Annotated in this window: 13 protein-coding genes and 2 pseudogenes; 2 read left to right on the top strand and 13 right to left on the bottom strand. The window is 44.7% G+C overall.

All coding sequences use genetic code 11. From position 1 onward, the window contains the following. Positions 1-62: 62 nt before the first annotated feature. From ftsZ to murG, 12 genes are all read right to left on the bottom strand, one after another. The gene (ftsZ, locus tag LP107_RS03435) at positions 63-1,247 is read right to left on the bottom strand and encodes a cell division protein FtsZ (RefSeq protein WP_029102327.1); all 1,185 of its coding nucleotides are present in this window, start codon (positions 1,245-1,247) and stop codon (positions 63-65) included. A gap of 179 nt (positions 1,248-1,426) precedes the next feature. Then, positions 1,427-2,749: a cell division protein FtsA gene (gene ftsA, locus LP107_RS03430; protein WP_078273959.1), complete on the bottom strand. Its 1,323-nt coding sequence runs from the start codon at positions 2,747-2,749 to the stop codon at positions 1,427-1,429. Between the two features lie 105 nt (positions 2,750-2,854). Then, positions 2,855-3,601: a cell division protein FtsQ/DivIB gene (locus LP107_RS03425; RefSeq protein WP_244893651.1), complete on the bottom strand. Its 747-nt coding sequence runs from the start codon at positions 3,599-3,601 to the stop codon at positions 2,855-2,857. Positions 3,602-3,989: 388 nt separating this feature from the next. Beyond that, on the bottom strand, positions 3,990-4,898 hold the full coding sequence (locus tag LP107_RS03420) for a D-alanine--D-alanine ligase (protein ID WP_112742542.1): 909 nt from the start codon (positions 4,896-4,898) through the stop codon (positions 3,990-3,992). A 46-nt stretch (positions 4,899-4,944) separates the two neighbouring features. Beyond that, a complete protein-coding gene (locus tag LP107_RS03415; protein WP_158079641.1) occupies positions 4,945-5,238 on the bottom strand; it encodes a PIN domain-containing protein in 294 nt (97 codons plus the stop codon). A 26-nt stretch (positions 5,239-5,264) separates the two neighbouring features. Continuing rightward, complete coding sequence (locus LP107_RS03410; RefSeq protein WP_143821674.1) at positions 5,265-5,369, bottom strand: type II toxin-antitoxin system VapC family toxin; 105 nt, start codon at positions 5,367-5,369, stop codon at positions 5,265-5,267. Continuing rightward, positions 5,366-5,626 (bottom strand): hypothetical protein, encoded by a 261-nt coding sequence (locus LP107_RS03405; RefSeq protein ID WP_112742543.1) that lies wholly within the window; start codon positions 5,624-5,626, stop codon positions 5,366-5,368. Before LP107_RS03405 ends, LP107_RS03410 begins: the two co-directional genes overlap by 4 nt. 9 nt (positions 5,627-5,635) lie before the next feature. After that, complete coding sequence (gene murC, locus LP107_RS03400; protein ID WP_078273955.1) at positions 5,636-7,087, bottom strand: UDP-N-acetylmuramate--L-alanine ligase; 1,452 nt, start codon at positions 7,085-7,087, stop codon at positions 5,636-5,638. A 172-nt stretch (positions 7,088-7,259) separates the two neighbouring features. Then, on the bottom strand, positions 7,260-7,784 hold the full coding sequence (locus LP107_RS03395; RefSeq protein WP_078273954.1) for a GNAT family N-acetyltransferase: 525 nt from the start codon (positions 7,782-7,784) through the stop codon (positions 7,260-7,262). Between the two features lie 68 nt (positions 7,785-7,852). Continuing rightward, positions 7,853-8,038 carry a hypothetical protein gene (locus LP107_RS03390; protein ID WP_143821673.1) on the bottom strand — a complete coding sequence of 62 codons (186 nt, stop codon included), beginning with the start codon at positions 8,036-8,038 and terminating at the stop codon, positions 7,853-7,855. Next, on the bottom strand, positions 8,031-8,360 hold the full coding sequence (locus LP107_RS03385; RefSeq protein ID WP_078273952.1) for a type II toxin-antitoxin system RelE/ParE family toxin: 330 nt from the start codon (positions 8,358-8,360) through the stop codon (positions 8,031-8,033). The genes LP107_RS03390 and LP107_RS03385 overlap by 8 nt, the downstream gene beginning before the upstream one ends. Next, positions 8,357-9,439, bottom strand: coding sequence for an undecaprenyldiphospho-muramoylpentapeptide beta-N-acetylglucosaminyltransferase (gene murG, locus LP107_RS03380; protein ID WP_112742544.1), 1,083 nt, complete (start codon positions 9,437-9,439; stop codon positions 8,357-8,359). Before murG ends, LP107_RS03385 begins: the two co-directional genes overlap by 4 nt. A gap of 347 nt (positions 9,440-9,786) precedes the next feature. Between murG and LP107_RS03375 the strand changes: the two are divergent. Next, a pseudogene (locus LP107_RS03375) lies at positions 9,787-12,657 on the top strand (DNA translocase FtsK); the annotation flags it as partial. Positions 12,658-12,849: 192 nt separating this feature from the next. Here the strand turns inward: LP107_RS03375 and LP107_RS14440 are convergent. After that, positions 12,850-12,984: pseudogene (locus LP107_RS14440) on the bottom strand (IS982 family transposase); the annotation flags it as partial. 441 nt (positions 12,985-13,425) lie between these two features. Between LP107_RS14440 and lgt the strand changes: the two are divergent. Beyond that, positions 13,426-14,301, top strand: coding sequence for a prolipoprotein diacylglyceryl transferase (gene lgt / locus LP107_RS03370; protein ID WP_078273950.1), 876 nt, complete (start codon positions 13,426-13,428; stop codon positions 14,299-14,301). Positions 14,302-14,346: the final 45 nt, after the last annotated feature.

Here is a 14,346-nt window from a genome sequence, read left to right as displayed (position 1 = left end):
TTTATTTTTACCGTCAAATAAAACAAAACCCCACCGATGGTAGGGTTTACACAAAGAACATATCACTTATTATGCTGTTGTGATTTTAGGTAACTATTCACATCAATGCGTGTCTTGACCTGTGGAGCGGTCTGTGGCTGAGCCTGTGCTTGCACTGACTGTGCCTGTGGTTGAGCCTGTTGTGCTTGCTGCCTACTCTCCAAGGCACTGACATGACCTGCGGGGGCAGTTTGTAGGTTCTGAATCGGAGCTTGTTGTACAGCGACTTTTGGACGGTCATCCAAGGTCAAACCCGTAGCGATAACTGTAACATGAATCTCATCGCCCATGCTCTCATCTTGGACATAGCCATAGAAGATATTACCTTCTTCTAGGTCAGCAATCGATGACAACGCTTCGGCAATCTCCTCAGGCTCACTCATCATCAGCTCAGCTGCGGTAATGTTCACCAACAGCCCCTTGGCATTTTCAAGGCGAATGTCATCAAGCAGTGGTGAGCGAATGGCTTTCTCGGCAGCTTGTCTGGCACGGTCATCGCCACTGGCACGACCGATACCCATCATCGCATAGCCTTTGGCAGTCATGGCAGTACGCACGTCTCTAAAATCGGTGTTAATCACCACGTTATCCGCCGTATCCACGATTTGCACCAAGCCACTCACCGCATGCAAAAGTACGTCATCGGCTTTTTTAAGAGCGTCTGTAAAAGAGATTTGCTTATAAATCTTCAACAATTTTTGGTTAGGAATGGTAATGATGGCATCCACAAGCTCTGTTAGTTGGCTAACGCCATCTTTGGCAGACTTCATGCGTTTTTTGCCTTCAAAGTCAAATGGCGTGGTTACCACAGCAACAGTCAAAATACCCATCTCTTTGGCAACACGAGCCACCACAGGAGCGGCACCCGTGCCTGTACCACCACCCATGCCTGCGGTGATAAATACCATATTATAGCCATCTAACATCGAGCGAATTTCATCTTCGTCTTCTTCGGCATAACGGCGACCTTCCTCAGGATTACCACCTGCACCCAAACCTTCCGAGCCAAGCTGAATCTTGTGTGGCACGGTCAGATTATCAAGAGCGGTACGGTCAGTGTTGGCAGCGACAAATGTCACCCCATTAAGACCTTCTTGCACCATATGCTCGACCGCATTACCGCCACCGCCCCCCACACCAAAAACGATAAAGCGTGCTTTACCGTAGTTTACTTGACCGTCATCTGTATCAAGACCATATTTAGACATTTATTTCTCCGAATTCTTTTATCATATTGACATAGAAACTATTTTGATATTATAACACCAATTCACCCCATATTAAATAGCAGGGTGAATGATTGGCTTGAAATAAGCTGTTAATGGGCAAATGTAGCCAAGATAGACGTTTATTATCTTTTACCCTAACCTTTAAAATCGCAATATCATCACAGTAGCTGTCTTAATTTATCAAACCATGATTGGCATTTTTGCCCAACACGACCAAAAAAGCCCACTCTATCCAAATCGCCAAACTGCCCACGCTCATCGCGAGCATACTGCTCACTTTGATAATACATGAGTGCCCCGATGATACTATGTAATTTCGGGTCGGACAGATGTGTTTTTAAAAGCCCGATATCATCATCGCTAAGCAGTTCAGTATGCACCGCCACCTTTGGGTTAATGTCCATTTGACGTACGCTGACACCAAACTGTCTTTCTATCAAGCTGGGCAAATCCCTCATGTCCGCCCCGCCACCTGCCAACACCACGCCCATGTCCATGAACTGGTCCAGTCCTTTGGCGGTCAATTCATCAAAAATCTCGTATAGCAGTGCCAGATAACGTGCTTCAATGATACTGGCAAGTTTATACAAATGAACCGTCAATTCGCTGTCATGATGACGTTTTTTAAGCGTGATAAAATCACTTTTGCTTTGTTTGCTGGCGTTCGCTGAGCCGTGATGTTTTTTTAAAGATTCAGCTTCTAATAAAGTCAGTCCAAGCGTACTGGCGATGTCCATGTCCACCAGTTGCCCACCCACAGGCAGACAGCGAGTGTAGAGCAGCATGCCTTCTTGGTACAGGCACACTTTGGTGAGTGCTGCACCGATGTCAATAAAGCACACACCACGCTGTTTTTCATCACTGCTTAGGGCGTATTCACTGCTGGTTATCCCATCAAAAAACATGGGATGAACTTCTAGGTTATTTGAGACCATCAAATCCTTGATTTGGGCATAAAACATGCTAGGCACGCTGATAAGATGATAGCCAACGGTCAGTTTATGAGCCAACATGCCCACAACATCTTTGCCACTTTGGTCATCATCAAGCCAAAAACGCTGTTGGCACAACTGCACGTCTTTATGTCCTTTTTGTGCCAGTCCTACCTTGGCATCATTTAAAATATCCCGAACATCATCATGGCTTATCTTACGTCCAAGGGTGTCGCCCGTGGGATTTTGTCCTGTGATGATTTTATCTTGAATGCCATTCTCGCCCATCATCGCAGGACTGGCAAAAGACAGCCCGACATAAGAGACTTGCACGCCTGCCATGTCAATTGCTTCTCGCAACGACTTATGAATGGCACTGAGTAGATGTTCACGATTGACGATTTGACCACCAAAAAACGCGTCCGTTTTGGCAAGTCCAAGCCCCATGATTTGGGTTTTTTTATGATGAACGTCAAAATATCCCACAACAGTATAAACCGCCGTGGAACTTAGATGAATCACCGCATGAATGTCAGAGTCGGGTATCATAATTGACCAAAATTAGGGGAAATCTCCTGCCCAAAAACAAGATTGTCAAAACACTTGTTTTAAAAATCTATCAAAAATAAAATAAATCAAATTTTAAAATAGCCTTTATTTCTTATTTCGCCACGCAATAGAAAAACCGTTTTTATAACGCAAATCAACCGACTGCATGTCATTGATACGCTCAGCAAATCGCTCATTTAAAATCTGTGCCAACTGATGAAGTTTTTGTGTGGTATTCTCATCATCAACAACCACCCTAAGCCCGTTATGAAAACGTACAACCCACGTGTTGCGCGGTGTCAATATCAAATCATCCACCGTCAGCCCAAGTGGAGCAAACTGCTGATTGACATACTGCATTTGACGCATGATGGCATCTGCCTGTGTCGCCGAGCCATGCAATGTGACCAAATCAGGATTCATGACATCGCCTTTATCGGCAGGTCTAAACACCACACCGTTAGCATCAATCATCTCTTGACTGCCGAAATTGGCAATAGGCTTGCGTGGCACCGCCTCAACCGTAATGCCCTGATACCAATCACGGCGTACGGTCGCATGCTCCACCCACGACAAGCTTGTCACACTGTCATGGATTTGGTGCAAATTACCCCCAAAAAAAGGTGTTTCTCCAAAAGGGGCAATTGCCTGCATCAATGACTGGTTCTCTGGTGTGGTCAAATTTGACGCTTCCACATGGATGGGTTTGGCAGGGCTTTTGCCGATGGTTTGCATGGCAAAAAAGCCAATGGCAAACATCAGCCCAAGCGTCACCAAAGCCGATTGCCATGATTTTGACAAATGCTTGTCATCATGCCCCTCATGCTCATGGTTGATATGGTCTGCTGTCATCTCTGCCACGGTTGCACCCAATTGGATAGCCAAATATCACAAATGTATCGCTAAAACAAGCTTAAAAATGAACGCTTGCGTACATATTTTATTAAACAAGGCTAAAATTTATATATTTTACCCTATTCTTATTTTAATTTAAAGTAAAAATCATCACTAAATGACTGTTTTTACATGGCGTTACATTTTACCAATAAAATTGTTGGGGTTAATTCGTACCAATCCCAACATTCAAAATATAAAACAATCATTGTTATCACTTAAAATATATGATAAGTTTAAAAACTAGGGCAAATCAGACTCGCCCTAGTTTAATATATCAATAAGCAAATTATAATTTACCCAGCAATCCAACCAATATTAGGCTTTATGGCAAACACATCATTATTTATAACGTCTGTTCTAAAATCTTCACACACAAATCCGCAAATTCAATCCCTGCTTCTTTGGCTGCCATTGGCACAAGGCTATGGTCGGTCATACCCGGCACGGTATTGATTTCTAGGACATACAGCTTGCCGTCATCAGATTTTAAAAAGTCCACACGAGACCAGCCACGCCCACCCATGGCAGAAAAAGCACGTTTGGCAAGCTCGCCCATTTCACGCTCTTGTTCGGCAGTTAAGTCAGACGGGCATTGATACACCGTGTCATCACGCAGGTATTTGGCTTCATAGTCATAAAACTTGCCCTTAGGGATAATGCGAATACTCGGCAAGACATCATCGCCAAGTAACGAACAGGCGTACTCGCCCCCTGTAATCGCTTTTTCTGCCAAAATCTCGCCATGATACTGTTTTAGCTTAGGATACGCCTTTGCCAAACCGCCTGTCTCTTCTATCATCATCACACCCACACTAGAACCCTCACTGGCGGGTTTGACAAATAACGGTAAGCCAAAGTCTGCCTCCACCGCATCAAAATCGCTGTCATCGTGCAACACCACATAAGGCACATTCGGCAAGCCTAGCGACTGCCACACCAAACGGCAACGAAACTTATCCATGGCAATGGCGGATGCTAGCACGCCACAACCTGTATAAGGAATCTTAAAGCCGTCAAGCACGCCTTGCAAACTACCATCTTCGCCAAAAGTGCCATGCAAGACATTAAACACACGGTCATACTCACGCAAGTTTGAAATGTCGGTCTCTTGTGGGTCAAAATGATGAGCGTCCACACCTTTTAAAAGCAGGGCATTTAGCACCGCCCTGCCACTATTTAAAGACACTTCACGCTCGGCACTAAACCCACCGCAAACCACAGCGACTTTGCCAAATTTTGTTACATCGTTCATATTTTATTCTCTATATAAGTGCAAATTGCACAAGGTTAATTATTGGTTAATTATCAAACCAATTTTCAATCATCAAACCGTCAATATATTTAAAATCATCCACATTGCGAGTTACCAAAATGGCATGATTGGCTAAGGCAATGGACGCAATTTGACTGTCGGCAAAAGATAAAGTTTTGCCTTTTGCTCGGCATTCGGCACGGATTTTGGCGTGAATGTCGGCACATTCTTGGGTGCAGTGGTACATTGGTAAAGACAAAACATTATTAAAAAGAAAGGCAGAAATTCGCTCTTTCTTTTTAATTTCTTCGGCTTTAATATTATGTAGATCATATAACAATTCATGCCAAACCGTAATTGCCAAAATTAACTGTTTATTTCTATCTTTGGCACATCGCTCAAATGTTTGTCAGGTTGTTTTTTGGTCAATTCTGAAAAGATATTATTATCAGGCAAAATTAACTGTTTCATTCAAAACTCACTTCTCGCCCAATATCATTTCTATCCTTGGTATCCGCCCAAGAATTATCATTATCCAAAAATACCTCACTTTTATCATGCCAATTTTGCCATGATTCAAAAAATTTTTGACTGGCATTCATTTCATCTTTTTCAATTTCTGATTGAAATACGTTTATCCAATCAATCATTTTTTGTTGGCGATTGATCGGCAATGATTGAATATAATTGACCGCTTGATTGATACTGGTAATAGGCTGTGTTTGCATATTCGCCCCCTATAAATACAAATTATTATCCCGAAGCTCCAAACAAATCTGCCCCACATTGCCCGCCCCTTGCGTGATAAGTAGGTCATTGGGCTGTAAGCCCGCTTTTAATACTTGGGCGATTTGTTCTTTGTCATTGACACTTAGCACAATCGGCTCAACCTGCCCACGCTCACGCAGTGAACGAGCCAAATCGTTGCTACTCGCCCCCTTAATCGGCTCTTCGCCAGCACTGTACACATCCAGCAAAACAAGCTTATCCACCTGCGATAAGACATTGACAAACTCACTAAAACAGTCCCGTGTACGGCTGTAACGGTGTGGCTGAAACATCATCACCAAACGGCGGTCGGGGTAGCTTTGGCGGGCAGCACGAATGGTCGCTTGCACTTCGGCAGGGTGATGACCGTAATCATCAACGAGCAGGATATTACCCCCGTCATGATTTACGTCCGCTTGCTGTTCAAAGCGTCTGCCCACGCCTGCAAATTTACCCACCGCACGCACAATCGCCTCATCGTCCACGCCTTCATCGGTCGCCAGCGTAATCGCCCCCAAGGCATTTAGCACGTTATGCTCACCGGGGATATTTAAGGTCAAGCGAAGCGGTTCACGGTCTTTACGCAATACGGTAAAATGCGTGCGAGTGCCGTCCACCACCACGTCCACCGCTTGCACGTCATTATGCTCTTTAAAGCCAAAAGTCAGCACAGGGCGAGCAATGTCATCAATCATGCCATATAGCTCATCATCATCGCCACACACCACCGCCAACCCATAAAACGGCATATTGTGCAAAAACTGAATGTAGGCTTGTTTTAGCTTATCAAAACTACCGCCATAAGTGTCCATGTGGTCTTCGTCAATGTTGGTAACAATGCTCGCCATGGGACGCAAACTCAAAAAAGACGCATCGGACTCGTCCGCTTCCGCCACAAGGTAACGGCTACTGCCCAAAGACGCATTTTTGCCAGAGGCGTTCAATTTACCGCCAATCACATAAGTTGGGTCAAGTCCCGCTTCGGTGAGCATCATCGTAAGCAGGCTTGTGGTTGTGGTCTTGCCGTGAGCCCCTGCCACCGCAATGCTGTGGCGGTATCGCATAAGCTCGCCTAGCATATCGGCACGGCGAACCACAGGCAGTCGGGCTTGCAAGGCGGTCTGAATCTCGGGATTGGTTTTGTCAATGGCGGACGACACCACCAGCACATCAGCGTTTTTGATATTGGACGAATCATGCCCGATAAACACCGTAATGCCTAGACTCTCTAAACGCTTGGTAACCACGCTTTCTTTGATGTCCGAGCCTGTAACCGTATAGCCTTGATTGGCAAGCACTTCGGCAATTCCGCACATACCTGCCCCACCGATACCGACAAAATGCACGGTGTTAATCCGTCTCATCTCTGGGATTTCAATGAGTTGTTTGGGCAGGGTTTTAACGTTGGTTGAATTTGGCATAACTTTTTCTCTATTTTAGGTGTTAAATAGGGCTGGCAAATAATTACCATGATTTTTTATTTGGATAACTTCTAATTTAAAATATCCAATTCATTTAAAATTTAACTGTTAATATATAAATAAAATTTCATTTAGTAAATCAAGAAAAATATTTTACCCCATTATTTTCAAATCAAAACCGATACATATAAACCGCATGGTTAATAATATCGCCATTGACGTTTTCATTATTGGCAATAATACCACAAAACTCAAATCCCAATCGCTCGGCGACTTGTCGGCTTGGGGCATTATGTTCGCCTGCCTTAATGTCCACCACATCCATGCCATAGGTATGTTTGGCAATGTCCATAATCGCACGCACAGCAAGGGTCATGATACCACGCCCTTGATATTCTTGGTGTAGCCAATAGCCAATCTCTGCCTTTTTTAGATGATGATAAATGTTATTTAAACTCACCGCTCCAATGATTTTATCATCATAAATAATATGGGTATGAATGGCTTTGTCATCGGCATATTGGTGTAAAGCAAATTTGACAAATTCACGATAGCTATTTTCACTAAAATTATTCGCCCACGGTAGCCATTTGCCCAAATAATCTTTTTGGGTATTAACAATGTCAATCATTTGACTGGCAAATGATGAATGCACCAAGGTTAGGCTTAATGTGTCGTTGATTTTATAATAAAACATTTTAATACCCAATTAGCTAAACTGAACACTTTTTTGATTGGTTATTACTTTGGCAATGGCACTGGCGATTAAACATTCAAACTTATCTCATTATTTTCTTTATCCAGTTTGGCACGGGCTTTTTCAGCCACCAAAAAGGCTTGTTTGATATGCTCTACGCCACCGCCATTTGTCATTGCCATTTCAAGAAATAATTCGATATCTTCATGGCTTTGCATATAATCAACTGGGTCAAATTTTTTTAATTCACTCATTTTCATTATCAATCTCCGATGATAGCAATTTGGCTTTTTTGATGTCATCTTGCTGGCTATCTTTGTCGCCACCACACAACAAAACAACTACCACGTTGTCACGAATAACATAACAAACACGATAGCCCGCCCCGTCATGAAATCTTAATTTACAAATACCGCCACCGACCGAATTGATGTCGCCAAAAAATTCTTCATTTTCAATGCGAAAAAGGCGTTCAGTAATTTGCATTTTTACACGTCTGTTGCGTAATTTGCTTAACGAACGGTCAAATACAGGCGTACTAACAACTTGATAAGGGGTTAATGGGGTATCACTCATGTCTTAACCACACGCTCCACAATATCCGCCACTTGCGTGGTCGTGTCTGTTTTGGCAAAGGATCGGGCGTTATTTGCCATATCTAGACATTGCTGACGGTCAAGACTGCCCAAAATCTGTGCAAGTTTTTCGCCCGACAGCTCATATTGGGGCAACAAAATCCCCGCCCCATGCTCGGTTAGGCTCTTGGCATTGGCGGTTTGGTGGTCGTCCACGGCGTGCGGTAGCGGAATAAAAATCGGAGCAACGCCCACACTGGCAATCTCCGTTACCGTCAAAGCTCCTGCCCGACAAATGATCACGTCCGCCCAACCGTACGCCTGTGCCATGTCATCAATAAACGGCATGACTTCAAACACATGACGGCTTGTGTCAATCCCTGCTTGTGAGTAGGCGACCAACATGGCGTTATGGTTGTCCTTACCGCATTGGTGTCGCACGGTTAGGGGCTTGTCGGACAACTTTAACAGCTCTACCACCGCTTCATTGATGGCTTTTGCCCCAAGCGAACCGCCCACCACCAACACTTTTAGGGGCGATATATCCGCTACGTCATAACGCTCGCTTGGCGGTGTGGCGTTGATAATCGCAGTGCGTACAGGGTTACCCACCGTAACAAGTCTGTCGCCCATGCCACTAAATGCCCCGTCAAAGGCTTGTAGCACTTTTGCCGAATGGGGGGCTAGGGTCTTGTTGCTCATGCCTGCAATGGCGTTTTGCTCGTGAATGATGAGTGGTTTGCCTGATAATTTGCTTGCCAATCCCCCCGGTACGGTAACATACCCACCAAAGCCGATAACCACCTCTATCTTGTTGTTTTTGATGATATTTTTGCTTGCCATAACCGCTTTAAACAGCATAAAGGGGAGCTTAATCATGCGTGCCAATCCCTTACCCCGAAGCCCCTGCATATCAATATGGTGCATGGTGTAGCCGTGTTTGGCGACAAGCTCATTTTCCATACCGTTTGGCGTACCAAGCCAATGCACCACCGCCCCACGAGTTGTCAGCTCGTCCGCCACCGCCAACGCAGGAAAAACGTGTCCGCCTGTACCTGCCGCCATAATCAATACATTCATCGTTATTCTCTAATTTAAAATTTAACCCCCTATTTTGTAACAAAATGGGGGAAATTACAAGGGAAAAATGAGTGGGTGTAAGTTTTTCTTTTAGCTAAATTTGCCAATCTTACGGCAGTTGTGTAAAATTCTCTACAAATTACATTAGGTTTTCAAAATTCACGTTGCTACAAGCCATCAAAAAATTTTGATAAACTCTACCATTATTCGATATAATAGACCGCTTAACATCCAAGCCATCCTAGCCCTAAAATTCACTCATGAAAAAAATACTACAAAATCAAAAAATCGCCGAGTTCATCAGTCAAATGCCCATCATCAAACGTCTGTTTTTTAGCGTGTTTGGCACGACGGTGCTTGGGTTTTTGTTTTTATCATTATTATCCTATAACACCTTAGACCCTGCATGGTCGCATGTCGGTGGCAGACAGGAGATTACCAATGTTGGCGGTCGCCTTGGGGCTTGGGTTGCTGACATTCTGCATGTGTTTTTTGGTTATGGGTCATGGTGGCTGGTGCTGGTCATGATGTATGAAGTGGCACTTTTATGGTGGCGACAGTCGCAGGTCATGTGGCAGCTTCGGGTGCTTGCGTATGGTTTTTTGTTGGTGTGCCTTAGTGGGCTGTTGGCAGGATGGGGGACAGCAGGCGAGCATGGCACAGGACTTATCAGTGGTGGTGTCATGGGGGCTGGATTATATCAGGCATTGGTGCAGCAGTTTGGCAATGTGGCGACAGCGATATTTTTGCTGATTATAACGGGTGTTGTCACGGTGTTGGCATTTGAAGTGCGTCCATCAGCATTTTTTGACTGGTTTATGGGTTGGCTTGATGGAGATAAAAAAGTCAAACCTGCCGAATCGGTCAAGCCAAATCAAGAAAACACTAAGCTGTTTGAAGTGGTCAAGGATGACGCACCAATCGTGTCATCTGTTCATCACAATAGTGAAGACCTATCAGAGTTTTTGCAGACATCAGGGTTGCGTGATGAGATACTGGCAAATACTCAGCAGGGCAAACAAGACGGAGAGTCACAAGCGGGTCGTGTGGAGATTCATGCTGATGAAGTGGTATTAAAAGTAGATAATTTGACACTGGACGCCAATCAGTTGCATGCTCGGCAGGCAGATGGGATTCATCATGAGAGTGAGAGCAAGCCGTTAGAGTTCATGCATGATGATGAGATGATTGAGATTCTAAATCATGATTCTGATGATATCGTTGAGTTGACACCCAAAACTAAGGTAAAAATTGTCAGTACGAATGATATTGATGAGCAAGTAAATATCAATGATAATCAAACTGTTGATGCAAAGATGGGGATTGAGATAAATGTTGATGATGAGGTGGATTTTGTCTACCAAAACAACCGAACCAATCAAACCACTAACATCAGCCGTGATAATGTCTTTGACGATGAGTGGGTGAAACTGTCAAAGGATTTACTAAATCAAGAAATACAAGAACAGGATTTGCAGATTGATACACAAGAGAGATTAAATGAGAACATGCGAATAAATTCATCAGGTAAAGCTGATGTTAAAAACGATGTGACAACAGATGGAATAACAGGGATATTGGACGAAGAGCTGACCCAGCCACCTTTACATCCCGATAATTTTATCCCAAAAAAACCCTTGCCCGTAGAAGATACACCCAAGCAGGCACATTTTAAAGATGTAGGGGCGGATGCACCAAACCCACAGCGGTCACGAGCGATGGACACGCTCACCCATCGCATGAGCCTATCGCCTATTCCTGAGCTGTCTATCCTGGATAAGCCTGATGCCAACAAACAGCCGAGCTACACCGAGCGAGAGATAGAAAAGCTATCTGAACTGTTAGAGATTAAGCTAAAAGAGTTTAACATCAAAGCAAGTGTGGTTAGTGCCATGGTCGGGCCTGTGGTTACTCGCTTTGAGGTGGAGCTGGCGGCAGGGATTAAAGCAAGCCGAGTGACGGGAGCGGCACAGGATTTGGCACGGTCGCTTTCTATGGCAAGCCTACGTGTGGTCGAAGTCATACCAGGCAAGCCTTATATCGGCATTGAAGTGCCTAACAAAAAGCGAGAGATGGTGCGACTCATCGAACTGCTGGATACGCCTGATTATAAAAACCCTGATAAGCAAATCGGTGTCGCCATCGGTAAAGACATCGGCGGCAAGGTGGTCATCGCTGACCTTGCCAAAGCCCCGCATATGCTGGTGGCGGGCACGACAGGCTCAGGTAAGTCAGTTTTTGTGAACTCCATCTTGCTCTCCATGCTCTTTAAATACACCCCTGATGAGCTCAAACTGGTGCTGATTGACCCTAAACAGCTAGAACTTGCCAACTATGGCGACATACCACACCTGCTCACGCCTGTGATTACGGACATGACTGAGGCGACCGCTGCTCTGACATGGTGCGTGAGTGAGATGGAGCGACGCTATCAGCTCATGAGCTTACTGCGTGTGCGTAAAATCTCAGAATTTAACAAAAAAGTGCTACAAGCTGAGACGTCAGGCGAGCCGATATTTGACCCACTGTGGCGAGCGGACGAAAATGTCAGCATCAAGACCGCCCCCAAGCTCAAGCCTTTACCGCTCATCGTTATCGTGGCGGATGAATTTGCGGATATGATTATGCAGTTAGGTAAAACTGCCGAAGAGCCGATTGTCCGCCTTGCCCAAAAGGCTCGTGCCGCTGGCATTCATCTGGTGCTTGCCACTCAGCGTCCAACGGTGAATGTCGTCACAGGTCTGATTAAGGCAAATATCCCCTCTCGTGTCGCCCTACGAGTGAACTCAAAGGTGGACAGTCGTACTATCATCGAAGAGGGTGGGGCGGAGAGTATGCTTGGTAACGGTGACATGATGTTCATCGGGCCGGGCGAGAACACCCCACGCCGTGTGCATGGGGCGTATGTGGATGATGATGAGGTTAACCGTGTCTGCGATGCGTGGCGTGAGCGTGGTAGTCCTGATTATATTGACCTGTCAAATAGTTACACTTTTGAAGGCGAAGGGTCAGGGGATGGGCTGGGTAAGGGCGGTGATGATGAATATTATCATCAGGCGGTGACCTTTGTCATGGAAAGTCGTAAAGTCTCCATATCCAGCATTCAGCGTAAACTGGGCATTGGTTATAACCGTGCCGCTCGTATCGTGGATATGATGGAAGAGGCGGGATTGGTCAGTCCGATGGATAATGCTGGTAAACGGCAGATTTTGATGTGATAAGATGACAATCTACCTTGATTGTAAAAAAGAGCCTAAACATAGGCTCTTTTAATAGCACTTATGGCAGTTCTCGCCTATCGCAAAGCACAAGGCAGCTAACAACCCCATTCCAGAAATGATGAGAGACAACCCAATAAGAGCTATCACAACATCGGCACAATGGAAATTTTGGTATTATATACCCTACTCTCAATTTAAAATCACCTCAAACCTAAGTGGTGGATTGCTAAGTTGTTTGTTAATCTGCACACAAAGACTGTAAGCCAAGGGCTTTCTAATCACACGATTAGACAGGTGCCATAAATCTCTTGCTTTGGTGGTTTTAAGTTAAGAGTGGGGTTATTCGATGTCATCAAACCATATCCACCACAACCAAAATATGCTACAATAATAACCCAAGCTGCAAGACAAACCACCGTTATTTACAGGATAGGCAAAATACTGCAAATGAACATCAAAAACACAGGGTTGCTCCCTTACCCCTGATCAAAGGACAGAGTATTATAGACAGACGGGAATATCTGTTTGTTGCGATACTGCCTGATAAAACAGGATTTACTGACAGCGAACACCGCAAGCAAGAGCTAAACCGTTTTGTCAATTTCTATAGCACCATTAAGCCACATTCATCTTTAGCCAAGAAAGATGACATTGCAGGAAAAACTTTGACCTTTACTTCTTGTGGGTGGTTAGAGTTTTATTTTAAACAAAATGTAAATAACGGGTGAAGTTTTTACATATCACCAATTTAGCTGACGATTTTTTATGGCAATCACACACCCCCAATTTGACCCTGTTGCCCTTGATTTGGGCTTTCTCCAAGTGCATTGGTATGGACTCATGTACTTGCTTGCCTTTTTGTCCGCCTACATATTGGCGACTTATCGTGGCAAAAAACGGGGCGATTTTACAGGCGAGATGGTCTCAGATTTGATATTTTTTGGGGCGATGGGCGTGATTTTGGGTGGTAGGATTGGCTATGTGATTTTGTACAATTTTGGCGAGTTTTTGGCAAACCCTGCTTATCTGTTTAAGGTATGGGAAGGGGGCATGAGCTTTCATGGTGGATTTATCGGTGTGGTCGTTGCCATGTTCTTTTTTGGACGTAAATACAAAAAACACGCCTTTACCGTGCTGGATTTTATCGCCCCTTGCGTGCCGTTAGGCTTGCTGTTTGGGCGGATTGGTAACTTTATTAACGGCGAGCTGTGGGGGCGGGTGTCACATGGTGATTATGCTCATCTCATGTACTTTCCCCAAGCGGTTCACGCTGACCATGAACTTATCAATGCTGACCCGAGTTTACATGAGATTGCCGTGCAAATGGGCGAATACTACCTACTGCCCCGCCATCCAAGCCAGCTTTATCAGGCATTCACCGAAGGCGTGCTACTGTTTATCCTCTTATGGTGGTTTAGTAGCAAGCCACGCCCACGCTATGCCGTGTCTGCTCTGTTTTTGCTGGGTTATGGGTGTAGCCGTTTTACCACAGAGTTTTTCCGTCAGCCTGATGTTGGCTATACGCTCATTTTTGGGTGGATGAGCAAGGGGCAACTATATAGCCTACCGATGATTATCGCTGGGGTAATTTTGTTGGTATTGGCTTATAAAAATAAGGTCTATGATTGGCAAAAGGCATGACGGATTTTAAGTTTAAAAACATGGAATTAACCTTCCCCATTTCGG

The organism is Moraxella bovis (assembly GCF_025985205.1).
In the GTDB taxonomy this organism is placed as follows: domain Bacteria; phylum Pseudomonadota; class Gammaproteobacteria; order Pseudomonadales; family Moraxellaceae; genus Moraxella; species Moraxella bovis.
Note: the sequence above shows the minus strand (reverse complement) of the source record. Positions and strands in the feature narration are given on the sequence as shown.

Bases quoted from the DNA above. Each gene is read 5' to 3' on its own strand.
- ftsA (WP_078273959.1), bottom strand. From the start codon at position 2,749: ATGATACCCGACTCTGACATTCATGCGGTGATTCATCTAAGTTCCACG.
- lgt (WP_078273950.1), top strand. From the start codon at position 13,426: ATGGCAATCACACACCCCCAATTTGACCCTGTTGCCCTTGATTTGGGC.
- LP107_RS03390 (WP_143821673.1), bottom strand. From the start codon at position 8,038: ATGAGTGAATTAAAAAAATTTGACCCAGTTGATTATATGCAAAGCCAT.
- LP107_RS03425 (WP_244893651.1), bottom strand. From the start codon at position 3,601: ATGACAGCAGACCATATCAACCATGAGCATGAGGGGCATGATGACAAG.
- murG (WP_112742544.1), bottom strand. From the start codon at position 9,439: ATGAATGTATTGATTATGGCGGCAGGTACAGGCGGACACGTTTTTCCT.
- LP107_RS03395 (WP_078273954.1), bottom strand. From the start codon at position 7,784: ATGTTTTATTATAAAATCAACGACACATTAAGCCTAACCTTGGTGCAT.
- LP107_RS03420 (WP_112742542.1), bottom strand. From the start codon at position 4,898: ATGAACGATGTAACAAAATTTGGCAAAGTCGCTGTGGTTTGCGGTGGG.
- LP107_RS03410 (WP_143821674.1), bottom strand. From the start codon at position 5,369: ATGAAACAGTTAATTTTGCCTGATAATAATATCTTTTCAGAATTGACC.
- murC (WP_078273955.1), bottom strand. From the start codon at position 7,087: ATGCCAAATTCAACCAACGTTAAAACCCTGCCCAAACAACTCATTGAA.
- LP107_RS03385 (WP_078273952.1), bottom strand. From the start codon at position 8,360: ATGAGTGATACCCCATTAACCCCTTATCAAGTTGTTAGTACGCCTGTA.
- LP107_RS03405 (WP_112742543.1), bottom strand. From the start codon at position 5,626: ATGCAAACACAGCCTATTACCAGTATCAATCAAGCGGTCAATTATATT.
- ftsZ (WP_029102327.1), bottom strand. From the start codon at position 1,247: ATGTCTAAATATGGTCTTGATACAGATGACGGTCAAGTAAACTACGGT.